Annotated in this window: 16 protein-coding genes; 6 read left to right on the forward strand and 10 right to left on the reverse strand. The window is 71.9% G+C overall.

Annotated elements, in window-relative coordinates; all coding sequences use genetic code 11:
* Positions 1 to 28: 28 nt before the first annotated feature.
* Entirely contained in the window at positions 29 to 727 is a 699-nt protein-coding gene (locus tag AB0I32_RS08395) for a response regulator transcription factor (RefSeq protein ID WP_165827323.1), read from the reverse strand.
* Entirely contained in the window at positions 724 to 1,977 is a 1,254-nt protein-coding gene (locus tag AB0I32_RS08400; protein WP_357504767.1) for an ATP-binding protein, read from the reverse strand. Before AB0I32_RS08400 ends, AB0I32_RS08395 begins: the two co-directional genes overlap by 4 nt.
* 276 nt (positions 1,978 to 2,253) lie before the next feature.
* Here AB0I32_RS08400 and phoU point away from each other — a divergent pair, with 276 nt between their 5' ends.
* Both phoU and AB0I32_RS08410 read left to right on the forward strand, forming a co-directional pair.
* Positions 2,254 to 2,901 (forward strand): phosphate signaling complex protein PhoU, encoded by a 648-nt coding sequence (gene phoU / locus AB0I32_RS08405; RefSeq protein WP_357504769.1) that lies wholly within the window; start codon positions 2,254 to 2,256, stop codon positions 2,899 to 2,901.
* Positions 2,902 to 3,013: 112 nt separating this feature from the next.
* Positions 3,014 to 3,754 carry a phosphoglyceromutase gene (locus AB0I32_RS08410; protein ID WP_357504771.1) on the forward strand — a complete coding sequence of 247 codons (741 nt, stop codon included), beginning with the start codon at positions 3,014 to 3,016 and terminating at the stop codon, positions 3,752 to 3,754.
* A 35-nt stretch (positions 3,755 to 3,789) separates the two neighbouring features.
* Here the strand turns inward: AB0I32_RS08410 and mshA are convergent, their stop codons facing one another.
* From mshA to AB0I32_RS08450, 8 genes are all read right to left on the reverse strand, one after another.
* Positions 3,790 to 5,145, reverse strand: coding sequence for a D-inositol-3-phosphate glycosyltransferase (gene mshA, locus AB0I32_RS08415; protein WP_357505065.1), 1,356 nt, complete (start codon positions 5,143 to 5,145; stop codon positions 3,790 to 3,792).
* Positions 5,145 to 6,242 carry a beta-propeller fold lactonase family protein gene (locus AB0I32_RS08420; protein ID WP_357504773.1) on the reverse strand — a complete coding sequence of 366 codons (1,098 nt, stop codon included), beginning with the start codon at positions 6,240 to 6,242 and terminating at the stop codon, positions 5,145 to 5,147. Before AB0I32_RS08420 ends, mshA begins: the two co-directional genes overlap by 1 nt.
* A gap of 209 nt (positions 6,243 to 6,451) precedes the next feature.
* Positions 6,452 to 6,784 (reverse strand): Lsr2 family protein, encoded by a 333-nt coding sequence (locus AB0I32_RS08425; protein WP_357504776.1) that lies wholly within the window; start codon positions 6,782 to 6,784, stop codon positions 6,452 to 6,454.
* 176 nt (positions 6,785 to 6,960) lie between these two features.
* Positions 6,961 to 7,143 (reverse strand): hypothetical protein, encoded by a 183-nt coding sequence (locus tag AB0I32_RS08430; RefSeq protein WP_116677027.1) that lies wholly within the window; start codon positions 7,141 to 7,143, stop codon positions 6,961 to 6,963.
* 39 nt (positions 7,144 to 7,182) lie between these two features.
* The gene (lysS, locus tag AB0I32_RS08435; protein WP_357504778.1) at positions 7,183 to 8,709 is read right to left on the reverse strand and encodes a lysine--tRNA ligase; all 1,527 of its coding nucleotides are present in this window, start codon (positions 8,707 to 8,709) and stop codon (positions 7,183 to 7,185) included.
* A 99-nt stretch (positions 8,710 to 8,808) separates the two neighbouring features.
* The gene (gene nadC / locus AB0I32_RS08440; protein ID WP_357504780.1) at positions 8,809 to 9,738 is read right to left on the reverse strand and encodes a carboxylating nicotinate-nucleotide diphosphorylase; all 930 of its coding nucleotides are present in this window, start codon (positions 9,736 to 9,738) and stop codon (positions 8,809 to 8,811) included.
* Positions 9,735 to 10,403: a GntR family transcriptional regulator gene (locus tag AB0I32_RS08445; protein ID WP_357504782.1), complete on the reverse strand. Its 669-nt coding sequence runs from the start codon at positions 10,401 to 10,403 to the stop codon at positions 9,735 to 9,737. Before AB0I32_RS08445 ends, nadC begins: the two co-directional genes overlap by 4 nt.
* 104 nt (positions 10,404 to 10,507) lie before the next feature.
* On the reverse strand, positions 10,508 to 12,037 hold the full coding sequence (locus AB0I32_RS08450) for a hypothetical protein (protein ID WP_357504784.1): 1,530 nt from the start codon (positions 12,035 to 12,037) through the stop codon (positions 10,508 to 10,510).
* A 228-nt stretch (positions 12,038 to 12,265) separates the two neighbouring features.
* Between AB0I32_RS08450 and AB0I32_RS08455 the strand changes: the two genes are divergently transcribed.
* The 4 genes from AB0I32_RS08455 to AB0I32_RS08470 are packed head-to-tail and all read left to right on the forward strand — an operon-like array spanning position 12,266 to position 17,898.
* Positions 12,266 to 13,543: an NRAMP family divalent metal transporter gene (locus AB0I32_RS08455; protein WP_357504786.1), complete on the forward strand. Its 1,278-nt coding sequence runs from the start codon at positions 12,266 to 12,268 to the stop codon at positions 13,541 to 13,543.
* A gap of 52 nt (positions 13,544 to 13,595) precedes the next feature.
* Positions 13,596 to 14,378 (forward strand): 5-oxoprolinase subunit PxpA, encoded by a 783-nt coding sequence (locus AB0I32_RS08460; protein ID WP_357504788.1) that lies wholly within the window; start codon positions 13,596 to 13,598, stop codon positions 14,376 to 14,378.
* The gene (locus AB0I32_RS08465) at positions 14,378 to 16,132 is read left to right on the forward strand and encodes an urea amidolyase family protein (RefSeq protein ID WP_357505067.1); all 1,755 of its coding nucleotides are present in this window, start codon (positions 14,378 to 14,380) and stop codon (positions 16,130 to 16,132) included. Before AB0I32_RS08460 ends, AB0I32_RS08465 begins: the two co-directional genes overlap by 1 nt.
* A complete protein-coding gene (locus tag AB0I32_RS08470; RefSeq protein ID WP_357504790.1) occupies positions 16,129 to 17,898 on the forward strand; it encodes a biotin carboxylase N-terminal domain-containing protein in 1,770 nt (589 codons plus the stop codon). Before AB0I32_RS08465 ends, AB0I32_RS08470 begins: the two co-directional genes overlap by 4 nt.
* Positions 17,899 to 18,046 lie beyond the last annotated feature (148 nt).

The following is an 18,046-nucleotide window of genomic DNA, read 5'->3' on the forward strand; positions in this document are numbered from 1 at the left end:
GACACCGTCGGCCGCACGCCCGTGCGGCTCACGCCTCGTCGTCGGCCAGCTTGTAGCCCAGGCCGCGCACCGTGAGGAGGTGCTTGGGCGTACCCGGGTCGGGCTCGATCTTGGAACGGATGCGCTTCACGTGGACGTCGAGCGTCTTGGTGTCGCCCACGTAGTCGGCGCCCCAGACCCGGTCGATGAGCTGGCCACGGGTCAGCACCCGGCCCGCGTTCCGCATCAGGAGCTCCAGCAGGTCGAACTCCTTGAGCGGCAGGGCCACCAGCTCCCCGGACACCGTGACGGTGTGCCGCTCCACGTCCATCCGGACCGGCCCGACCTCGAGGACGCCGTCCTCGTCGTGGTCCGCCGAGTCGTTGGGCTGCCGGCGGCGGAGCACGGCCCGCACCCGGGCCAGGAGCTCGCGGTAGGAGTACGGCTTGGTCACGTAGTCGTCGGCGCCGAGCTCCAGGCCGACCACCTTGTCGATCTCCGAGTCCTTGGCCGTCAGCATGATCACCGGCACGTCACCGCGCGCCCGCAGCTCCCGGCACACCTCGGTGCCGGACAGCCCGGGCAGCATCAGGTCGAGCAGGACCAGGTCCGCACCCTCCGCGTCGTACGCGGCGAGCGCCGAGTTGCCATCAGCGGCTTCGATCACCTCGAAACCTTCGCGGGTCAGCTGGTACGTCAGCGGATCCCGGTACGACTCCTCGTCCTCGACCACCAGGATGCGCGTCACGCGCCTACCTCCTCGTTCTTGGCGGCCACGTCGTCCGTGGCCTTGTGCTGACCCTGCCGGCTGTGCTGGTCCTGCTGTTCCGCAGCATCACGCGGGGCGCCCCGGTTCCCGGCGTCGGGCCGGTCCGCGGACGGGATGCGCAGGGTGAAGGTGGAGCCCCGACCGGGCTCCGACCACATCGTGACGTCGCCCCCGTGGTCGGCGGCGACATGCTTGACGATACTCAATCCGAGCCCTGTGCCACCGGTGTCGCGCGAGCGCGCTGGATCCACGCGGTAGAAACGCTCGAAGACCCGGTCCTGCGCGTCCTCGGCGATGCCGACGCCCTGGTCCACCACCGCGATCTCGACCAGGCCGGCCCGCTCGTTGACCCCCACGCCCACGCGGCTGGCGGGTCCGGAGTAGGCCACGGCGTTGTCCACCAGGTTGCGGACCGCGGTGACCAGGAGGTTGTGGTCGCCGTAGACCTCGGTGTCCAGGTCGCCGCCCATGGTGATGGCGATGTTCTTGGAGTGCGCGGTGGTGCGGGCGCGGTCGACCGCCTCCTCCACCACCTCACGGATCGGGACGGGGGTCAGCTTCGGCATCGCGCCGGCGCCCTGCAGGCGCGACAGCTCGATGATCTCCTGCACCAGGGCGGAGAGCCGGACCGCCTCGCGCTGCATCCGTTCGGTGAACCGGCGGACGGCGACCGGGTCGTCCGCCGCGTCCGCCACGGTCTCGGCCAGCAGCGCCAGCGCGCCCACCGGCGTCTTGAGCTCGTGGGACACGTTGACGACGAAGTCGCGGCGGATCGCCTCGACGCGGCGCGCCTCCGTGCGGTCCTCGGCGAGCACCAGCACCCGTTCGAGGCCCAGCGGGGCCACGCGCACCTGCAGGAGCACCGTGCCCTGGCCCACCGGGCCGCGGGGCAGCTCCAGCTCCTGCTCGCGGATCACGCCGTCGCGCCGCACCAGGGCCACGAGATCGGTGATCGCCGGGTGCACGAGGGCGTCGTTGCGCACCACGCCCAGCGCGTAGGCAGGCGGCGATGCGCGGATGACCTCGTCCTCGCCGTCGAGCACGACGGCGGCGGAGCGCAGCACGGAGAGCACACGGACGAGACCCGCGTCGAGCTCGTCGGGTTCGGCCTGGGCAAGGGCATGCTGCTGCCGCTCGGAGACGCGGAATGCCACGGTGGCAACCACGCCGACGATCACGCCGAAGATCCCGGCGGCCAGCACCGGTACCCCGGAGATGATTCCGTCCACGCCTCCAGGGTAGGTCGACGTTTCAACCGCAGGACGACGCCGGTGGGCGCTCGGACGATCGTGTCGCCTACTGTTCATGTCAGGGAGGAAGAGCGTTAACCTCCCGGTACATCGCGGCGCCGAACCTTGGCGGGTGCGGGCGGTAGCTGTGCCGTGCGCCGTTCGGGACTTGTCCGGACGGTCGGCCCGGCCGCGCGTCGGCCCCTGCCCGCCCTCCTCGGCGGTGCGACAGCGGACGCGTAATCGCCCGTGCGCCCCGAGTGCGAGAGGAAACCGATGCGACAGATCTTCGAAGCTGAGCTCCAGCAGGTCGGAGACGACCTGACCGAGATGAGCAGGCTCGTGGAGTCCGCCATCACCCGTGCCGGCACGGCGCTGTTGGAGGCCGACCTCCAGCTGGCTCAGGAGGTGATCGCCTCCGACAAGACCATCGACGCCATCGAGGACTCCCTCGACGAGCGGTGCATCCACCTGCTCGCGCAGCAGGCGCCCGTGGCCACCGACCTGCGGATCGTGGTGAGCGCCCTGCGGATGAGCGCCTCCCTTGAGCGGATGGGTGACCTCGCCCGGCACGTGGCCCAGGTGGCGCGCGGGCGCTACCCGGCGCAGGCGATCATTCCGGAGGCGCGGGACACCTTCGTGAAGATGCACGAGGCCGCCGTCCGCGTGGCCCAGCGCACCACCAAGCTGCTCGCGACCCGCGACCTCACGGTGGCCGAGGCGCTCGAGCGGGACGACGACATCATCGACGCGCTGCACCAGGAGACGTTCAACCTGCTCCTGGCGCCCGAGTGGCAGGGCACGGTCCAGGAGTCCGTCGACGTGACCCTGGTCGGCCGCTACTACGAGCGGTTCGGGGACCACGGTGTGTCGGTCGCCCGCCGCGTGACGTTCCTCGTCACCGGCGACTTCCCGGAGGCCTAGGGCTCGCGCCCGCTGCGCCGTCGGACAGGTCGTTGCCGCTTCCGAGCCTTGGACGCTTCCAAGGTTTGGAGGCGGCAACAACTGTCTCCGCGCCGATGGCAGGATGGGAGCCATGACCTACACCCTCGTGCTGCTCCGCCACGGCGAGAGCGAGTGGAACGCCAAGAACCTGTTCACCGGCTGGGTGGACGTCGCCCTCTCCGAGAAGGGCGTGGAGGAGGCCAAGCGCGGTGGCGCGCTCCTCAAGGAGGCCGGCGTGAACCCGGACATCCTGCACACCTCCCTGCTGCGCCGCGCCATCATGACGGCGAACCTGGCGCTCGACGCCGCCGACCGGCACTGGATCCCGGTCAAGCGCAGCTGGCGCCTCAACGAGCGTCACTACGGCGCACTACAGGGCAAGGACAAGAAGCAGACGCTCGCCGAGTTCGGCGAGGAGCAGTTCATGCTGTGGCGCCGCTCCTACGACGTGCCGCCGCCGGAGATCGAGCTTGGCTCCGAGTTCAGCCAGGACACGGACCCGCGCTACGCCGACGCCCCCGTCATCCGCACGGAGGCCCTCAACCTCGTGCTCGAGCGCGCCCTGCCGTACTGGGAGAGCGAGATCGTGCCCGACCTGAAGGCCGGCAAGACGGTGCTGGTCGCCGCGCACGGCAACTCGCTGCGGGCGCTGGTGAAGCACCTCGACGGCGTCTCGGACGACGCGATCGCCGGGCTGAACATCCCGACGGGTATCCCGCTGGTGTACGAGCTGGACGAGGAGACCCTCGCCCCGGTGAAGCCGGGCGGCACCTACCTGGACCCGGAGGCCGCGAAGGACGCGATCGCCGCGGTGGCCAACCAGGGCCGCTGACCCTCCGCACGCCGAGGTAGAACCGTGGCAGGGTTCTACCTCGGCAGGGTCGGTTGTCTTGTCGCGTGGTGCTTGCGCGCCTGCTCGTAGACGTCGAGGATCTCGTCGGCGGCGCGGTCCCAGCCGAACCTGGTCGAGGAGGCGCGAGCGCCGACGGCCAGGCGGGCACGGAGCACGTCGTCGTCCAGGAGACTCTTGAGGACCAGCGCCCAGCTCTCGGGCTCGTGGTCGGGTACGAGAACCCCCGAGACGCCGTCCTCGACCACCGTGCGCAGCCCGCCCACCGCGGCCGCGACCACCGGGGTCCCCGTCGCCTGCGCCTCTGCCGCGACGAGGCCGAACGACTCGCTGTGCGACGGCACGGCCACCAGGTCCGCGGCCCGGAAGTAGTCGGCGAGCACCTGCTGCGGCACCGGGGGCCGCACGAGCACGTGGGCGGCCACGCCTTCCTGGTAGGCGAGCGCCTCGAGCTCGCGGACGGCCGTCGGCCTGCCCGACGCGCCGCCCAGCACCACGAGCAGGGGCGGCTGCCCGTGCCCCTCCTCCCATACCCGCTCCCCCAGTGCCCGGACCAGCACGTCGGGGCCTTTGAGCAGCTGCACACGCCCCGCGAACAGCACGATCTTCCGGTCCACCGGTAGCGCGAGGCGTTCCCGTAGCCCGGCCCGTTGCGCCGCCCGACGGCGGTCCCGCTCCGCCGGGTCTCCCGCGGCGACGTCGGACGGCGGGGAGAACACGTCGAGGTCCACGCCGGGCTGCACCACGCGCACCCGCTCGGGGTCGGCGCGGTAGTCGCGCACCAGGTCGGCCGCCTCCTGCTCGGTGTTCGCGACGAGGACGTCGGACTCGGCGACCACCTGCTCCTCGCCGATGATCCGGCCGTGCGGTTCGGGGGCGTCCCCCGGTGCGAGGGAGGCGTTCTTCACGCGCGCCATGGTGTGCATGGTGTGCACCAGCGGGACGTCCCAGCGCTCCGCCGCGAGCCAGCCGACCTGGCCCGAGAGCCAGTAGTGCGTGTGCAGCACGTCGTACCAGCCCTCCGGCCGGTGCGCCTCGGCCCGCAGCACGCCCGCCGCGAACGCGCACAGCTGGCCGGGCAGGTCGTTCTTGTCCAGCCCCTCGTACGGCCCGGCCGAGACGTGGATGACGCGGATCCCCGGTTCGGCGTCGGTCACCTTGGGCTGGGCCGACGTCGTCGCACGCGTGTAGATCTCCACCTGCGCCCCGCGCCGGGCGAGCGCCCGGGACAGCTCCAGCACGTACACGTTCATGCCGCCCGCGTCGCCCGTCCCGGGCTGCTCCAGCGGCGACGTGTGCACGGAGACCATCGCGACCCGCAGCGGGCGGTTCGCGCCGGTCTCGCCGAGGCCGGGAGGCAGGCTGTCCCGCATCATGCCTCCAGGACGCACGCAGGAACGGGCAGCTCCAGTCGGTCGGTGATCTCGCCCTTGCCCGACGCGCGGTCGAGCCGGACGGCGATCAGCTCGTCGGTGAGCTGCGCGGCCACCACCACGATGCGGCCGTCGGCAAGGACCGCGTGGTGGCGCGGCCAGGCGCCCGCACCGAGGTCGATGTCGGCGACGTTCTCGACGACCAGGTGCCCGACGGCGCCCGGCACGGTCTCGTCGAAGCCCTCCGTCGTCGCGGCCGCGTCGTGGATCCGGAGCACCGACAGGACGTCCGGGCCGCGCACGCCCACGTGCACCAGATCGCCGGCGACGGTGATGTGCGAGGGGTAGCCCGCGGCGCCGTCGGGCGTGGTGCGCGCGGTGATGGCCACCGAGCCGACGTGCTCGAGGCGCCCGGGGCCTGCAGGCACAAGGACGTGCAGCCGGCAGTCCAGCTCGCCCGCGACGAGGATCGTGCCGTCGGCGAGCTCCACCAGGTGGCGCGGGCCGGTACCCGGCGGCAGGACGGCGGCGACGGTGCCGCTCGACGCTTCGGCGTCCGCTCCCGAACCAGCGAGCGGGTAGGTGCGCAGCTCGTCGGTGCCGAGGTCGGACACGAGGACGCGGTCCCCCCACACGTGCACGAAGTGGGCGTGCGGGCCCTCCTGCCGGTCCGCGACCGGGCCGGTTCCCTCGTGCGGGAACGTCTGCGGCTCGCCGAGCGCGCCGTCATCGGCAAGCGGTACGACGGCGGCGACGCCGTCACCGTAGTTGGCCACCCAGGCCGCGGACTCCGTGGCCACCACGTGGCACGGGCCCGCACCGCCCGAGGTGGCGGTCCCCGCAGGGGCGAGCGTGCCGGCGTCGGACACGTGGAAGGAGGTGACCCTGCCGGGCCCTGCCTCGCCCACCGCCACGAGCGTGCGCCCCGACGGGTGGAGCGCGAGGAACGACGGCGAGGGGGCCTGCGCGACGAGCTCGCCACCGGCGAACTTTCCGTCCGGGCCGATGCCGACGCGCCAGATGCCCTCACCGGTCCCGGGCTCGGTCTCAGCCTTCGGGTAGGTGCCGATCCACAGGGCAGCGGTAGGGGTGCTCATGCAGCCAGCCTAGGGTCTGTCGGGGATTGCAAAGGGCCTGAACGACTCGGCTGACGGCTGCGGCTGATCGCTGGCGGTGTTTGGCGAACCACCACATTCCCAAACATGCCGCAATGACGTTTCGCCCGTGCCCCGGCCAGAGATGCACGACGCCCCGGCCGCCCCGTGAGGGGCGCCGGGGCGCAATATGCCGTCGTGCAGGCGACGCGTCAGCCGTTGGCCTTCGCGTATGCCTCCTGGACCTCGGCCGCGATACGGCCACGGTCGCTCACGGTGTAGCCATTGACCTTGGCCCATTCGCGGACCGCCGCCGTGTCGCTTCCCGAACGCGACCGACGCGTGGTGGTGGCAGTGCGCGCAGCCGGCGACTTCACCTTGCGTGCGTGGCCGACCCACGAAGCGAGTGCGTCACGCAGCTGGGCCGCGTGCTCGGCATTGAGGTCGATCTCGTAGGAGACGCCGTCGAGGCCGAAGTTCACGGTCTCGTCGGCGGCACCGCCATCGATGTCATCTTCGAGAACAAGCTGAACCTTCTGAACCATGCGGGTACTTCCCTTCCGAGCCACAATTTCCGGGGTTAGTTCGTGAGCATGCCGCACTCAATATTGACATGTCAATAATGGTCGTGTGACACCGATCACCAAAACTTCACCCGGCGCAGTTGAACTGCGTGGATTTTGATCCGGAAGGTCACCAGGGATAACCTCGGCCTCGCGGATCAGCGCGAAGGGGAATTCTCCGTGTTTTCTGCTGCCGCCACCATGCCCTCGCGATCCATTCGCTCGAGGGCCTCTCGCTCGTGACGGTCCGCGCGAAGGATCTTCCGCATGGCAAACCAGAACAACAGGCCGACGCCCACCGAGGGCGTGAGCCCGGCGAGCACCGCAAGCGTCGTATCCATCACAAGATCCTCACAAACTCATCGAGCGGTTCGAATTCCTCAGGCCTGCGGCTTCACCAGCGGGAAAAGGATCGTCTCGCGGATGCCCTGACCGGTCAGCGCCATGAGCAGACGGTCGATGCCCATGCCCATTCCGCCCGAAGGGGGCATCGCGAATTCCATCGCGGTCAGGAAGTCCTCGTCGAGCAGCATCGCCTCGGCGTCGCCCGCCGCGGCCATCCTGGCCTGCGCCTCGAAGCGCTGCCGCTGGATCACCGGGTCGACCAGCTCTGAATAGCCGGTAGCCAGCTCGAAGCCACGGATGTACAGATCCCACTTCTCGACCTGTCCCTTTTCCGTGCGGTGGTCCCGGGTGAGCGGTGACGTCTCCACGGGAAAGTCGCGCACGAACGTCGGCGCGGACAGGTGGTCGCCCACCCGGTGCTCCCAGAGCGTCTCGACGAGCTTTCCGTGATTCAGGATCTTCTTGTTGCCGACCTCGACATCAAGACGGCCCGCGATCTTCTCGAGCTCCTCCACCGACGTGTCGGCAGTGATCTCCTCGCCGAGGCTTTCGGAGAGCGAGTCGTACATACGCAGGTTTGCCCATTCCCCGCCGAGCTCGTACTCGGAGTCGTCAGGAAGAGTCACGAGCGTGGTACCGAGAACGTCCTGTGCGGCCGTCTGCACCAGATCCTTGGTGAGTGCGCCGATGGTGTTGTAATCGCCGTAGGCCTCGTACGCCTCGAGCATCGCGAACTCCGGCGAGTGCGACGAGTCGGCGCCCTCGTTCCGGAAGTTCCGGTTGATCTCGAAGACCTTCTCGACGCCGCCGACGACCGCCTTCTTGAGGAAGATCTCCGGTGCGATACGCAGGAAGAGGTCCAGGTCGTACGCATTCATGTGCGTCGAGAAAGGCCGCGCGGACGCGCCGGACGCAATGGTCTGCAGCATCGGCGTCTCGACCTCGAGAAAGCTGCGGCGGTGGAAGTTCTCGCGCAGGGACCGCACCACGCCGGCGCGCAGGCGCACCATGTCGCGCGCCGCGGGGCGCGCGATGAGGTCCACGTAGCGCTGCCGGACGCGCGCCTCCTCGGACAGGTCCTTGTGCAGCACCGGGAGCGGGCGCAGCGACTTGGCCGCCATCTGCCACTCGTCGGCGAACACGCTCAGCTCGCCCCGGCGCGAGGCACCGACGCGGCCGTGCAGGAAGAGGTGGTCGCCCAGGTCGACGTCGGTCTTGAAGGCGGCGAGCGCCTGCTCACCGAGCACGGCGAGGCTCAGCATGCCCTGGAGGCGGTTGCCCTCGCCGTCCTGCAGCGTGACGAAGCAGAGCTTGCCGCCGATCCGGACGAAGACCACCCGGCCGGCGATGCCTACGACGTCGTCGGTCTCCTGGCCGGCCTCGAGGTGGCCGTACGCCGTCCGGACCTCGGCGATGGTGTGCGTGACCGGGACGCTGACGGGGTACGCCTCCGTGCCCTGTGCCAGGAGGCGCTCCCGCTTCTCGCGCCGGATCCGCAGCTGCTCTGGCAGGTCGTCGGTCGGCGGGGTCGCGGCGTTCTCGGCAGCGGAGTTCTCGGTCACGGATTCGATTCTATCGGTGCCGATCACCCGCTGAGTGCGGGATTTTCGCCCGGTTGGCCACACGTGCGGGGCGAATATCGCGCACTCGACGACAGGAAGTCAGGGATTGAGGTCCAGGGCCAGGTCCAGGATGGGGGCGCTGTGAGTGAGGGCTCCCACCGAGAGGAAGTCCACGCCCGTGGCCGCGACCTCTTGCGCCTTGTCCAGCGTCAGGTTGCCGGTCGCCTCGAGCTCGACGTGCGCGGGGACGCCGTCGTGCCCCTCCCGCTCGCGGACGGCGGCCACCGTCTCGGCGAGCAGCGCCGGCTCCATGTTGTCCAGCAGGAGGAAGTCCGCCCCCGAGGCCAGGGCCTCCAGGGCCTGGTCGGTCGTGTCGGCCTCGACCTGGATCTGCACGTCCGGGAACCTCTCACGGACGGCGGCGACCGCGGCGGCGACCGACCCGGCGGCGACCACGTGGTTGTCCTTGACCATGGCGACGTCGTACAGGCCCATGCGCTTGTTCGTGCCGCCGCCTGCGCGCACCGCGTACTTCTCCAGGGCGCGCAGGCCCGGCGTCGTCTTGCGGGTGTCGAGGACCTGGGCGCCCGTACCCGCCAGCTCCCGGGCGAAGGCACGGGTCGCCGTCGCGACGCCGGACGCGCGGCTCGCCAGGTTGAGCAGGGTCCGCTCGGCCACCAGCAGCACCTGGGTGGGGCCCTCCAGCACCGCGAGGACCTGGCCGGCGGTGACGGTGTCGCCGTCCTGCGCGTGGAACGTGACGGTCGGGCCCGCCAGGGCCAGGCGGGTCGCCACCTGGTCGAGGACCTCCCGCACCACCACGAGTCCCGCTACCACGCCGTCCGCACGCGCCACCAGCTCGGCAACCCCCGTGGCCGACGCCGGGATGGTCGCCTGCGAGGTCACGTCGCGGCCCGGAGCGGGCCCGAGGTCCTCGTCGAGGGCGATCTCGACGGTCCGGGCGACCCAGGCGGCGTCGAGCCCCGGGTCGACCGTGCTGGGGGTGTCGAAGACGGGAAGAGTGCTCACGGGCTCACCGTATCCGCCGCGCCGGGCACCGCCGCGCCGTCGACGATGTCCTGGAGCATGCGCTCCGAGTCCGTGAGATACCGGTTGAGGTCCGCTGCCGCGCCGTCGGCGTCGCCCGACAGGAACCGGCGCAGGAGGCTCGCGTTACGGTCGACGAAACCGTCGAAGAACGCGCCGTTCTCGCCCAGCAGGCCGAACGACAGGCGGAGCTCGGCGGAGAGGTTCGCGTGCACGCGGTCGAGGCGCGGGCTGCTCGCGAGCGCGACGATCCCCGAGTGGAACCGCATGTTCGCCGCGGCGATGTCCCGCCAGTCGCCGCCGAGCCGGGCCGCGAGGGCCGCGTCGACGGCGTCGCGCATGGTGCGGGCGCCGGGATGTGCGGGATCGCCCCCCGCGAGCGCCGGGACCTCGATGAGCCGCCGCACCCGGTAGATGTCGACGACGTCGGCGAGGGTGGGACGAGCCACGGCGACACCCGCGTTGGGGCGCCGGACCAGGAGGCCCTCGTGGACCAGGATCCGGAAGGCCTCGCGCAGGGTGTTGCGGGAGACGTCGAGCGTCTCGCTGACCGCCTGCTCCGAGAGCCGCTGTCCGGGCGTCAGCCGGCCGGTGACGATGAGCTCGCGGATGGCGTCCGCGCTGCGCTCTGCCCGATCGGTTGTCACTCCCTCATTCTACGGATTCGCCGAGGTAGAGCGCTTGTCCGCCTTGTTTGCCGGTGTGGTCCGACCGGGGGACGGACAAGCGCTCTGCTTCGGCGAGTCTAGGGTCAGTCGACCGTGTCCAGGACCGCGTGGACCAGGTTGCGGGACTGGGCGGCGATCGAGGTGCGCCAGGCGTCGAACGTCGGGTCGGTCACGCCGAAGGCGGTCTCGAAGTGCTGCATGTCCGGGGTGTGGATGTGCCCGGCCGGGATGTCGAGCCCCGCGCGGTCACGCAGCAGCGTGTTGCGGTAGGCGCTCTCGTTCGAGAGGTAGTTGCCGCCGCCCCCGCTGTACGAGCAGGAGCCGTCGGCCGGCGGAACGGGCGGCGTCGCGGGCGGGTAGGTGACGGACGGCGGGCTGTTGAAGGTCTGGCGCACCGGCGACGCACAGTCGGGGAACTGGGTGTAGCTGGTGTTCCAGACCACGCCGAAGGCCACCGACGGGTCGGGCCAGGTGTCGCCCGGCGGGCGCGGGACGTCGGCCCCGGTGTCGGCCGCGATCATCTCCGCGATCGGCAGGCTCGCCGTCGTCCACTGCGGTGGGTCCGTGAGCCCGTCGCCGCCGCCCCAGCGGTCGACGACCTGGATGTTGCACCCCGGGTTGTTGATCGCGAGCTGCGGTACGCCGCCCACGGCGGGGCACGGCAGGCCCCGGTCGTTGCCAGCGAAGGTGCCGTGGTAGCGGGCGTTCCACTGCTCCAGGTTGAACTGGGACCCACCGGCCTGGCTCACGGTGATCGACGCGTCGACCTGGCGTGGCCCGGGCTCCATGAACGGCCCGACGGTGTCCTCGAGGTAGCCCCGCTCGAACTCGGGGTAGCTCACGGGCAGCGTGTACGCCTCGACGTGGGCGAGCGTGCCGTCGTCGGTGCGGTAGGTGGTGCCGTCCAGCGAGAGCGCCGTGGCGCCCGACGGGTTGCCGTGCCGGATGTTGTTGCCGACGGTGCCCGGCGCCGAGGAGGTGGTGCCGCCGTCGAGCGTGTAGACGTCGAACCCGCTGACGATCACGCGCAGGACGTCGTCGCCGGGTGGCAGGTCAATGTCGAACATGCCGCGCGCCGCCTTGTCGAACGTCTCGATCAGGCCGGCGCGCTCGGCGTCGGTGAGGCCGCCGCGCGGCGCCCACTGACGCAGCACCGACATGGCCTCGACCCGGGTCCAGTACAGCGGCCGGTCGTCGCTCGCGGGCAGGTCACCGCGTACGTGACCGTCGCTCTGGGCCCGGCGGACGGCGGCGTCCCACAGGGCCTCACCCTTGCGTTCGGCCAGTGCCGTCGCGGCGTCGAGCGTGCGGGTGCGGCACAGGGCCGCCGTGAGGGCGGCCGTGTAGCTGCCGAACCCGCCGCCCTCGATGACGGTGCGGGCGTAGGTCTGCTCGGCGGGGACGGTCGGGTCGGCGGCGTCCGGCAGGCGGGCCGCCAGACGGCTCTCCTCGACCGAGAGCTGGAGGCTCGGGTCGAGGCAGCCCGCTCCGGACCCGGGTCCTAGCGCGGGTGCGGCCTGGGCGGCGACCGGAGCTGCCAGTGCGGTGGTGGCACAGAGTGCGAGGGCGACGGCGCCTGCTCGCACCCTGACGGCGGTACCTGGTCTAGACATTCTCGACATGATGAATCACTTCTCCCCTCGGAGGTGGTCGTCACGACCGTAGAGGTTCGTTGAACAATCCAACAGGGTTCGCCGCGTAAATATCTGGTGTCCCGGGCTGTTCGCCAGCACCGGAGCCGTGTCATGATCGACAATGTTCCGCAATGCGGCGGAAACATCCGACGAGGAACATCCTGACTGTTGAACAATCCGGCTCAACACATCGACCAGGAGGACGCCATGTCCGACACGAGCCACGAGCCCGCCACCTCGACGGCAGAGACGCCGACGAGCCCCCCGGCCGCCAAGGTCAAACGTTTCGCGTCAGCGCGCAGCCGCTCCCTGCTGGGCGCGCTCTTCCTCATGGCGACCTCCGCCATCGGCCCCGGCTTCATCACGCAGACCGCCACCTTCACCCAGCAGCTGGGCGCCGCGTTCGCGTTCGGCATCCTGGTCTCGATCCTGCTGGACCTCGCCGTCCAGATGAACGTGTGGCGCATGATCACGCTGACCGGCAAGCGGGCGAGCGTGCTGGCCAACGACGCCCTGCCGGGCAGCGGCTACGTGCTGGCCGTGCTCATCGTGCTCGGCGGGCTCGTCTTCAACATCGGCAACACGGCGGGCGCTGGCCTGGGCCTGAACGCGCTGTTCGGCCTCGACCCCCGGGTGGGCGGGGCGGTCAGCGCCGTCATCGCCATCGCGATCTTCCTCGCCAAGCGCGCCGGGGCCGTCGTGGACCGGGTGGTCATCGTGGCCGGCGTGGTGATGATCGTGCTCACCGTGATCGTCGCGATCCTGTCCGACCCGCCCGTCGGCGAGGCGCTCAGGCAGACGGTGCTGCCCGACACCGTCAACTTCGCCACCATCACCACCATCGTGGGCGGCACCGTCGGCGGCTACATCACGTACGCCGGCGCGCACAAGCTGCTCGACTCGGGCACCGCGGGCCCCGAGAACATCCGCGAGGTCGACAAGGCCGCCGTCAGCGGGATCATCGTCACCGGCATCATGCGGTACGTGCTGTTCCTGGCGGTCCTCGGCGTCGTCGCCTCCGGCGTCGTGCTCGACGTCGCGGGCAACCCCGGCGCGGACGCGTTCTCCGCCGCCGCCGGCGAGGCCGGGCTGCGCATCTTCGGCGCGGTGTTCTGGATCGCCGCGATCACCAGCGTCATCGGCGCCGCCTACACGTCCGTCTCGTTCCTGCCCGTGTTCTCCGCGAAGATCGTCGGCCGCACCGCAGACCTGTGGACGGTGGGCTTCATCGTCGTCTCGCTGGCGATCTACCTGGCGATCGGCACCGCGCCCGCCACGCTGCTCGTGTTCGTCGGCGGCGTGAACGGCCTCATCCTGCCCATCGGCCTGACCCTGTTCATGTATATCGGCTGGTTCCGCGGCTCGCTGCTGGGCAGCGTCCGCTACCCACGGTGGCTCCTGGTGGTCGGCACCCTGGCCGCCGTGGTCACCTGGTACATGGCGGTCAACGCGGTGGGCCCGATCTTCGACCTGCTGTCCGCCTGAGCCCCCGGCTCGGCACACCGAAAGACCGCACCACCGAAAGGACACCCGCACCATGAGCGCCGTCGACCTGAACAGCGACCTCGGCGAGGGCTTCGGCCGCTGGACCCTCGGCGACGACGAGCAGATGCTCGCCATCGTCTCCAGCGCCAACGTCGCCTGCGGCTTCCACGCAGGGGACCCGGCGTCCATCCGTCGCACCGTGCGCTCCGCCGTGGCGCGCGGCGTCACGATCGGCGCGCACGTCGGCTACCGCGACCTGGCCGGGTTCGGCCGCCGCAACATGGACGTGCCGGACGACGAGCTCGAGGCCGACGTCGCCTACCAGATCGGCGCGCTCCGCGGCCTGGCCGACGCCGAGGGCGGCGTCGTCACCTACGTGAAGCCGCACGGTGCGCTGTACAACACGGCGCAGGTGGACGAGCGGGTGGCCCGGGCGGTCGCGGCGGCGGTCGCCGCGGTCGACCCGGGCCTCGTCCTGCTCGGCCTGCCCGGCAGCGTGGCCCTCGCGGCGGCCTCCGCGGCAGGGCTCGCGACCGCCACCGAGGCCTTCGCGGACCGCGCGTACACACCCGAGGGCCGCCTGGTCTCGCGCCGCGAGGCCGGAGCGGTGCTGCACGACGCCGACGACGTGGCCCGGCGCATGCTCCGCCTGGTCACCGAGGGCGTGGTGACGGCGGTGGACGGGTCCGACGTCGCCGTGCGCGCGGACTCGGTGTGCGTGCACGGCGACTCCCCCGGCGCCGTCGCCATGGCCCGGCGGATCCGCGAGGTGTTCGACGCCGAGGGCATAGAGCTCACGGCCTTCGCCCCGGCGGGCGGCGGCTCCGCAGCGTGATGCGGGTACTGACCGCCCGCGACGACGCTCTCCTGGTCGAGCTCGACGACCTGGACCAGGCGGTCGCGCTGTACGAGTCCCTCCTGAGTGATCCCGTGCGGGGCGTCGGCGTGCCCGTGCCGGGCGCGCGGACGCTGCTGGTGCCGTTCCGTCCCTCGGCCGTGTCCGCGTCGGCCCTGGCCGCGGAGCTTCGAACGCGACCGCTGGAACGCCGTGCCGCCTCCGCCGCGCGGACCGTCGAGATCCCCGTGCTGTACGACGGCGCCGACCTCGCCGAGGCGGCCGACCTGCTGGGCTGGAGCCCGGAGGAGCTGGTCCGGCGGCACACCGCGGCGGCCTGGACGGTGGGATTCGTCGGGTTCGCGCCCGGCTTCGCCTACCTGACCAGCGACGACCCCGAGCTGGTGGTCCCGCGGCGGGCGAGCCCGCGCACGCGGGTCCCGGCCGGTTCGGTGGCGCTCGCCGGGCCGTACAGCGGCGTCTACCCGCGGGAGAGCCCCGGCGGCTGGCAGCTCCTCGGCCGCACCGACGCCCCCGTCTGGGACGTGACCCGCGAGCGCCCGGCCCTTCTCCTCCCGGGCGACGAGGTCCGCTTCGCACCGGTCCGCGCGCTGGCGGACGCGGGGGTGGCGGCAGCGACCGCAGCGGTCCGCCGCGAGCAAGCCGTTGGGCACGCTCTTCCGGTCGAGACCATGCGCGACCGCTTGGTCGAAGCGGACCTTCCCGGGTCGGCGGACGCCGGCGGAGAGCGGGCCGGCGGACTCGAGATCGTCAGCCCCGGGGTGCAGGCGCTGGTCCAGGACCTCGGGCGGCCCGGGTCCGAGGGGGCGGGCGTCTCGGCGTCCGGTGCGCTCGACCGGCCGAGCCTGCGGGCGGCCAACCGCGCCCTGGGCAACCCGTCCGGCGCGGCGGTCATCGAATCCGTCGGCGGGCTGCGGCTGCGCGCCCACGGTCCGCAGGTGCTCGCGGTGACGGGGGCGGCGGACGAGATCGTGGTGCGTCCGGCCACTGCCGAACCGGAACGCCCCGACCGCCGCCCGCTGCCGGGCGAGCCCTTCGCGCTGGACGACGGCGACGAGCTGCGCCTCGCACCGCCCGCCCGGGGCGTGCGCGCCTACGTGGCGGTACGCGGCGGGATCGACGTGCCGCCCGTGCTCGGGAGCCGTGCCACGGACGTGCTGGCCGGGCTCGGACCGGACCCGCTCCGGTCCGGCGACCTGCTGCCCGTCGGCAGCCAGGAGCGCGGCGTCCCGGCCGTCGAACCGCCGACGGTCGAGTCACCCGGGGCCGGACCGCACGGGACGCCGGCCCTCGGGACCACGGCGCACCCGGCCGAGGCGCCGTCGTCCGACAGGCAGGACAGCCTGCCGGCACCCGGCGAGGTGACGGTGCTCCCGATAGTCCTGGGGCCGCGGGACGACTGGTTCGACGCCGCGACCATCGCGCGGCTGACCGGCCAGGACTGGCTGATCACCCCGCGCTCCAACCGGATCGGGCTGCGCCTGGACGGCGATCCCCTCGTCCGCACCCCCGAACGCGAGGGCGCCGAGCTGCCGAGCGAGGGCTGCGTCACGGGCGCGATCCAGGTTCCGCCGGACGGCCAGCCGGTCCTCTTCCTCGCCGACCACCCGTTGACCGGCGGGTACCCGGTGGTCGGGGCGGTCGTCGCCGACCACGTGCCGAACGCCGGACAGCTCCCCGCGGGCGCACGCGTCCGCTTCACCGTCCAGAACCACCCAGGAGGCACCCCATGATCCGCACCGTGCTCGTCGCGAACCGGGGCGAGATAGCGGTCCGTATCGTCCGCGCATGCGCAGACCTGGGGATCCGTTCCGTCGCCGTGTACGCCGACGGCGACGCCGACGCGCCGCACGTCCGCCTCGCTGACGAGGCCTGGGCCCTGGAGGGCCGCACCGCCGCCGAGACGTACCTGTCGGTGGTGAAGCTGCTCGACGTCGCCCGCCGGTCGGGCGCGGACGCACTCCACCCCGGCTACGGCTTCCTGTCCGAGCGCGCAGCCGCCGCGCGGGCCGTCGAGGAGGCAGGGCTCGTGTGGGTGGGGCCGACGTCGGCGACGATCGAGCTGCTCGGCGACAAGATCGCCGCCCGTGACCTGGCCCGCACCGTCGGCGCACCCCTGGTGCCCGGTTCGGACGGTCCCGTGCCCGATGCCGCCGCGGCGCTCGCCTTCGCCGAGGAGCACGGCCTGCCGCTGGCCATCAAGGCGGCACACGGCGGCGGCGGGCGCGGCATGCGCGTGGCCAGGACCCTGGAGGAGGTGCCCGAGCTGTTCGAGGCCGCGCGCCGCGAGGCGGAGGCCGCCTTCGGGCGCGGCGAGTGCTTCGTCGAACGGTTCCTGGAGCGGCCCCGGCACGTGGAGGCGCAGGTCATCGCCGACGACCACGGGCACGTCGTCGTGGCGGGCACCCGGGACTGCTCCCTGCAGCGGCGCAACCAGAAGCTGGTCGAGGAGGCGCCCGCGCCGTTCCTCGACCCCGCGGTGCGCAAGCGGATCCATGAGTCGGCGCGCGACCTCTGCGCCGCCGCCGGATACCGCGGAGCGGGAACCGTGGAGTTCCTGCTCGGCGCCGACGGCACCCTGTCCTTCCTGGAGGTCAACACGCGCCTCCAGGTCGAGCACCCCGTCACCGAGGAGACCACCGGGCTGGACCTCGTCGTCGAGCAGCTCCGCGTCGCGAGCGGCCTGCCGCTGTCCGTGACGGAAGACCCCACCCCGCGCGGCCACGCCATCGAGCTGCGGCTCAACGCCGAGGACCCGGCGCGCGGGTTCCTGCCCGGCCCCGGGCGCATCGAGCGGTTCGTGCCCCCCTCCGGTCCAGGCGTCCGGGTGGACGCCGGGGTGGAGTCCGGGTCGGTGATCCCCGGCGAGTTCGACTCGCTGTTCGCCAAGGTCGTCGTGTGGGGGCCCACCCGGGAAGCCGCACTCGCGCGGGCGCGGCGGGCCGCCGCGGAGACCGTGGTCGAGGGCGTGCCGACCGTGCTGCCGTTCCACCGCGCGGTCCTGGCCGACCCGGCGTTCACGGGATCGGACGGCGGTTCGGCGGACGGGTCCGCCTTCGCCGTCCACACCCAGTGGATAGAGACCGAGCTGCTGGCATCGATCGATCCGCAGACGCTCGCCGCTCCCGTGCTCGATCCCGGGGTCGTGGAGACGTGGGTCGAGATCGACGGCCGTCGGCACAAGGTGCGCACGCCGGGCGGGATCGGGTTCGCAGGCGCCGGGCTGCCTGGTAGTACGACGGCGCAGACGACGCCGCCGACGTCGGACCCTGGGAGGGACGCTGGACGCGTACCGCTGCTCCCCGCGATGCCCGGCACGCTGGTCCGCTGGCTGGTGGCCGACGGCGAGACGGTGGCCGACGGCCAGCCCGTCGCCGTCGTCGAGGCGATGAAGATGGAGTCCCAGCTCGTCGCGGAGTCGGCGGGAACCCTGGAGCAGGTCACCTCGGAGGGTACCCAGATCACGACGGGCAACCCGGTCGGTTACGTCACGCGCTGACCAACCGCAGCGTCGCGGCCGAGCTCGGTCAGTTGCTTGCCTCCGCCCGTGACATCGGTCGGTTGCCTTGAGATCGGTCAGTTGAACGACCGATCTCAAGGCAACCGACCGATCTCACCGCAGGGCCTGGTGCAAGCGACCGAAGTCG

Origin of the sequence: Promicromonospora sp. NPDC050249 (assembly GCF_040656015.1) — a bacterium.
Lineage (GTDB): Bacteria > Actinomycetota > Actinomycetes > Actinomycetales > Cellulomonadaceae > Promicromonospora.

Coding starts and splice junctions, on each gene's coding strand:
- phoU (WP_357504769.1), top strand. CDS start 2,254: ATGCGACAGATCTTCGAAGCTGAGCTCCAGCAGGTCGGAGACGACCTG.
- AB0I32_RS08410 (WP_357504771.1), top strand. CDS start 3,014: ATGACCTACACCCTCGTGCTGCTCCGCCACGGCGAGAGCGAGTGGAAC.
- mshA (WP_357505065.1), bottom strand. CDS start 5,145: ATGCGGGACAGCCTGCCTCCCGGCCTCGGCGAGACCGGCGCGAACCGC.
- AB0I32_RS08420 (WP_357504773.1), bottom strand. CDS start 6,242: ATGAGCACCCCTACCGCTGCCCTGTGGATCGGCACCTACCCGAAGGCT.
- AB0I32_RS08425 (WP_357504776.1), bottom strand. CDS start 6,784: ATGGTTCAGAAGGTTCAGCTTGTTCTCGAAGATGACATCGATGGCGGT.
- AB0I32_RS08430 (WP_116677027.1), bottom strand. CDS start 7,143: ATGGATACGACGCTTGCGGTGCTCGCCGGGCTCACGCCCTCGGTGGGC.
- AB0I32_RS08450 (WP_357504784.1), bottom strand. CDS start 12,037: ATGTCTAGACCAGGTACCGCCGTCAGGGTGCGAGCAGGCGCCGTCGCC.
- AB0I32_RS08455 (WP_357504786.1), top strand. CDS start 12,266: ATGTCCGACACGAGCCACGAGCCCGCCACCTCGACGGCAGAGACGCCG.
- AB0I32_RS08460 (WP_357504788.1), top strand. CDS start 13,596: ATGAGCGCCGTCGACCTGAACAGCGACCTCGGCGAGGGCTTCGGCCGC.
- AB0I32_RS08465 (WP_357505067.1), top strand. CDS start 14,378: ATGCGGGTACTGACCGCCCGCGACGACGCTCTCCTGGTCGAGCTCGAC.
- AB0I32_RS08470 (WP_357504790.1), top strand. CDS start 16,129: ATGATCCGCACCGTGCTCGTCGCGAACCGGGGCGAGATAGCGGTCCGT.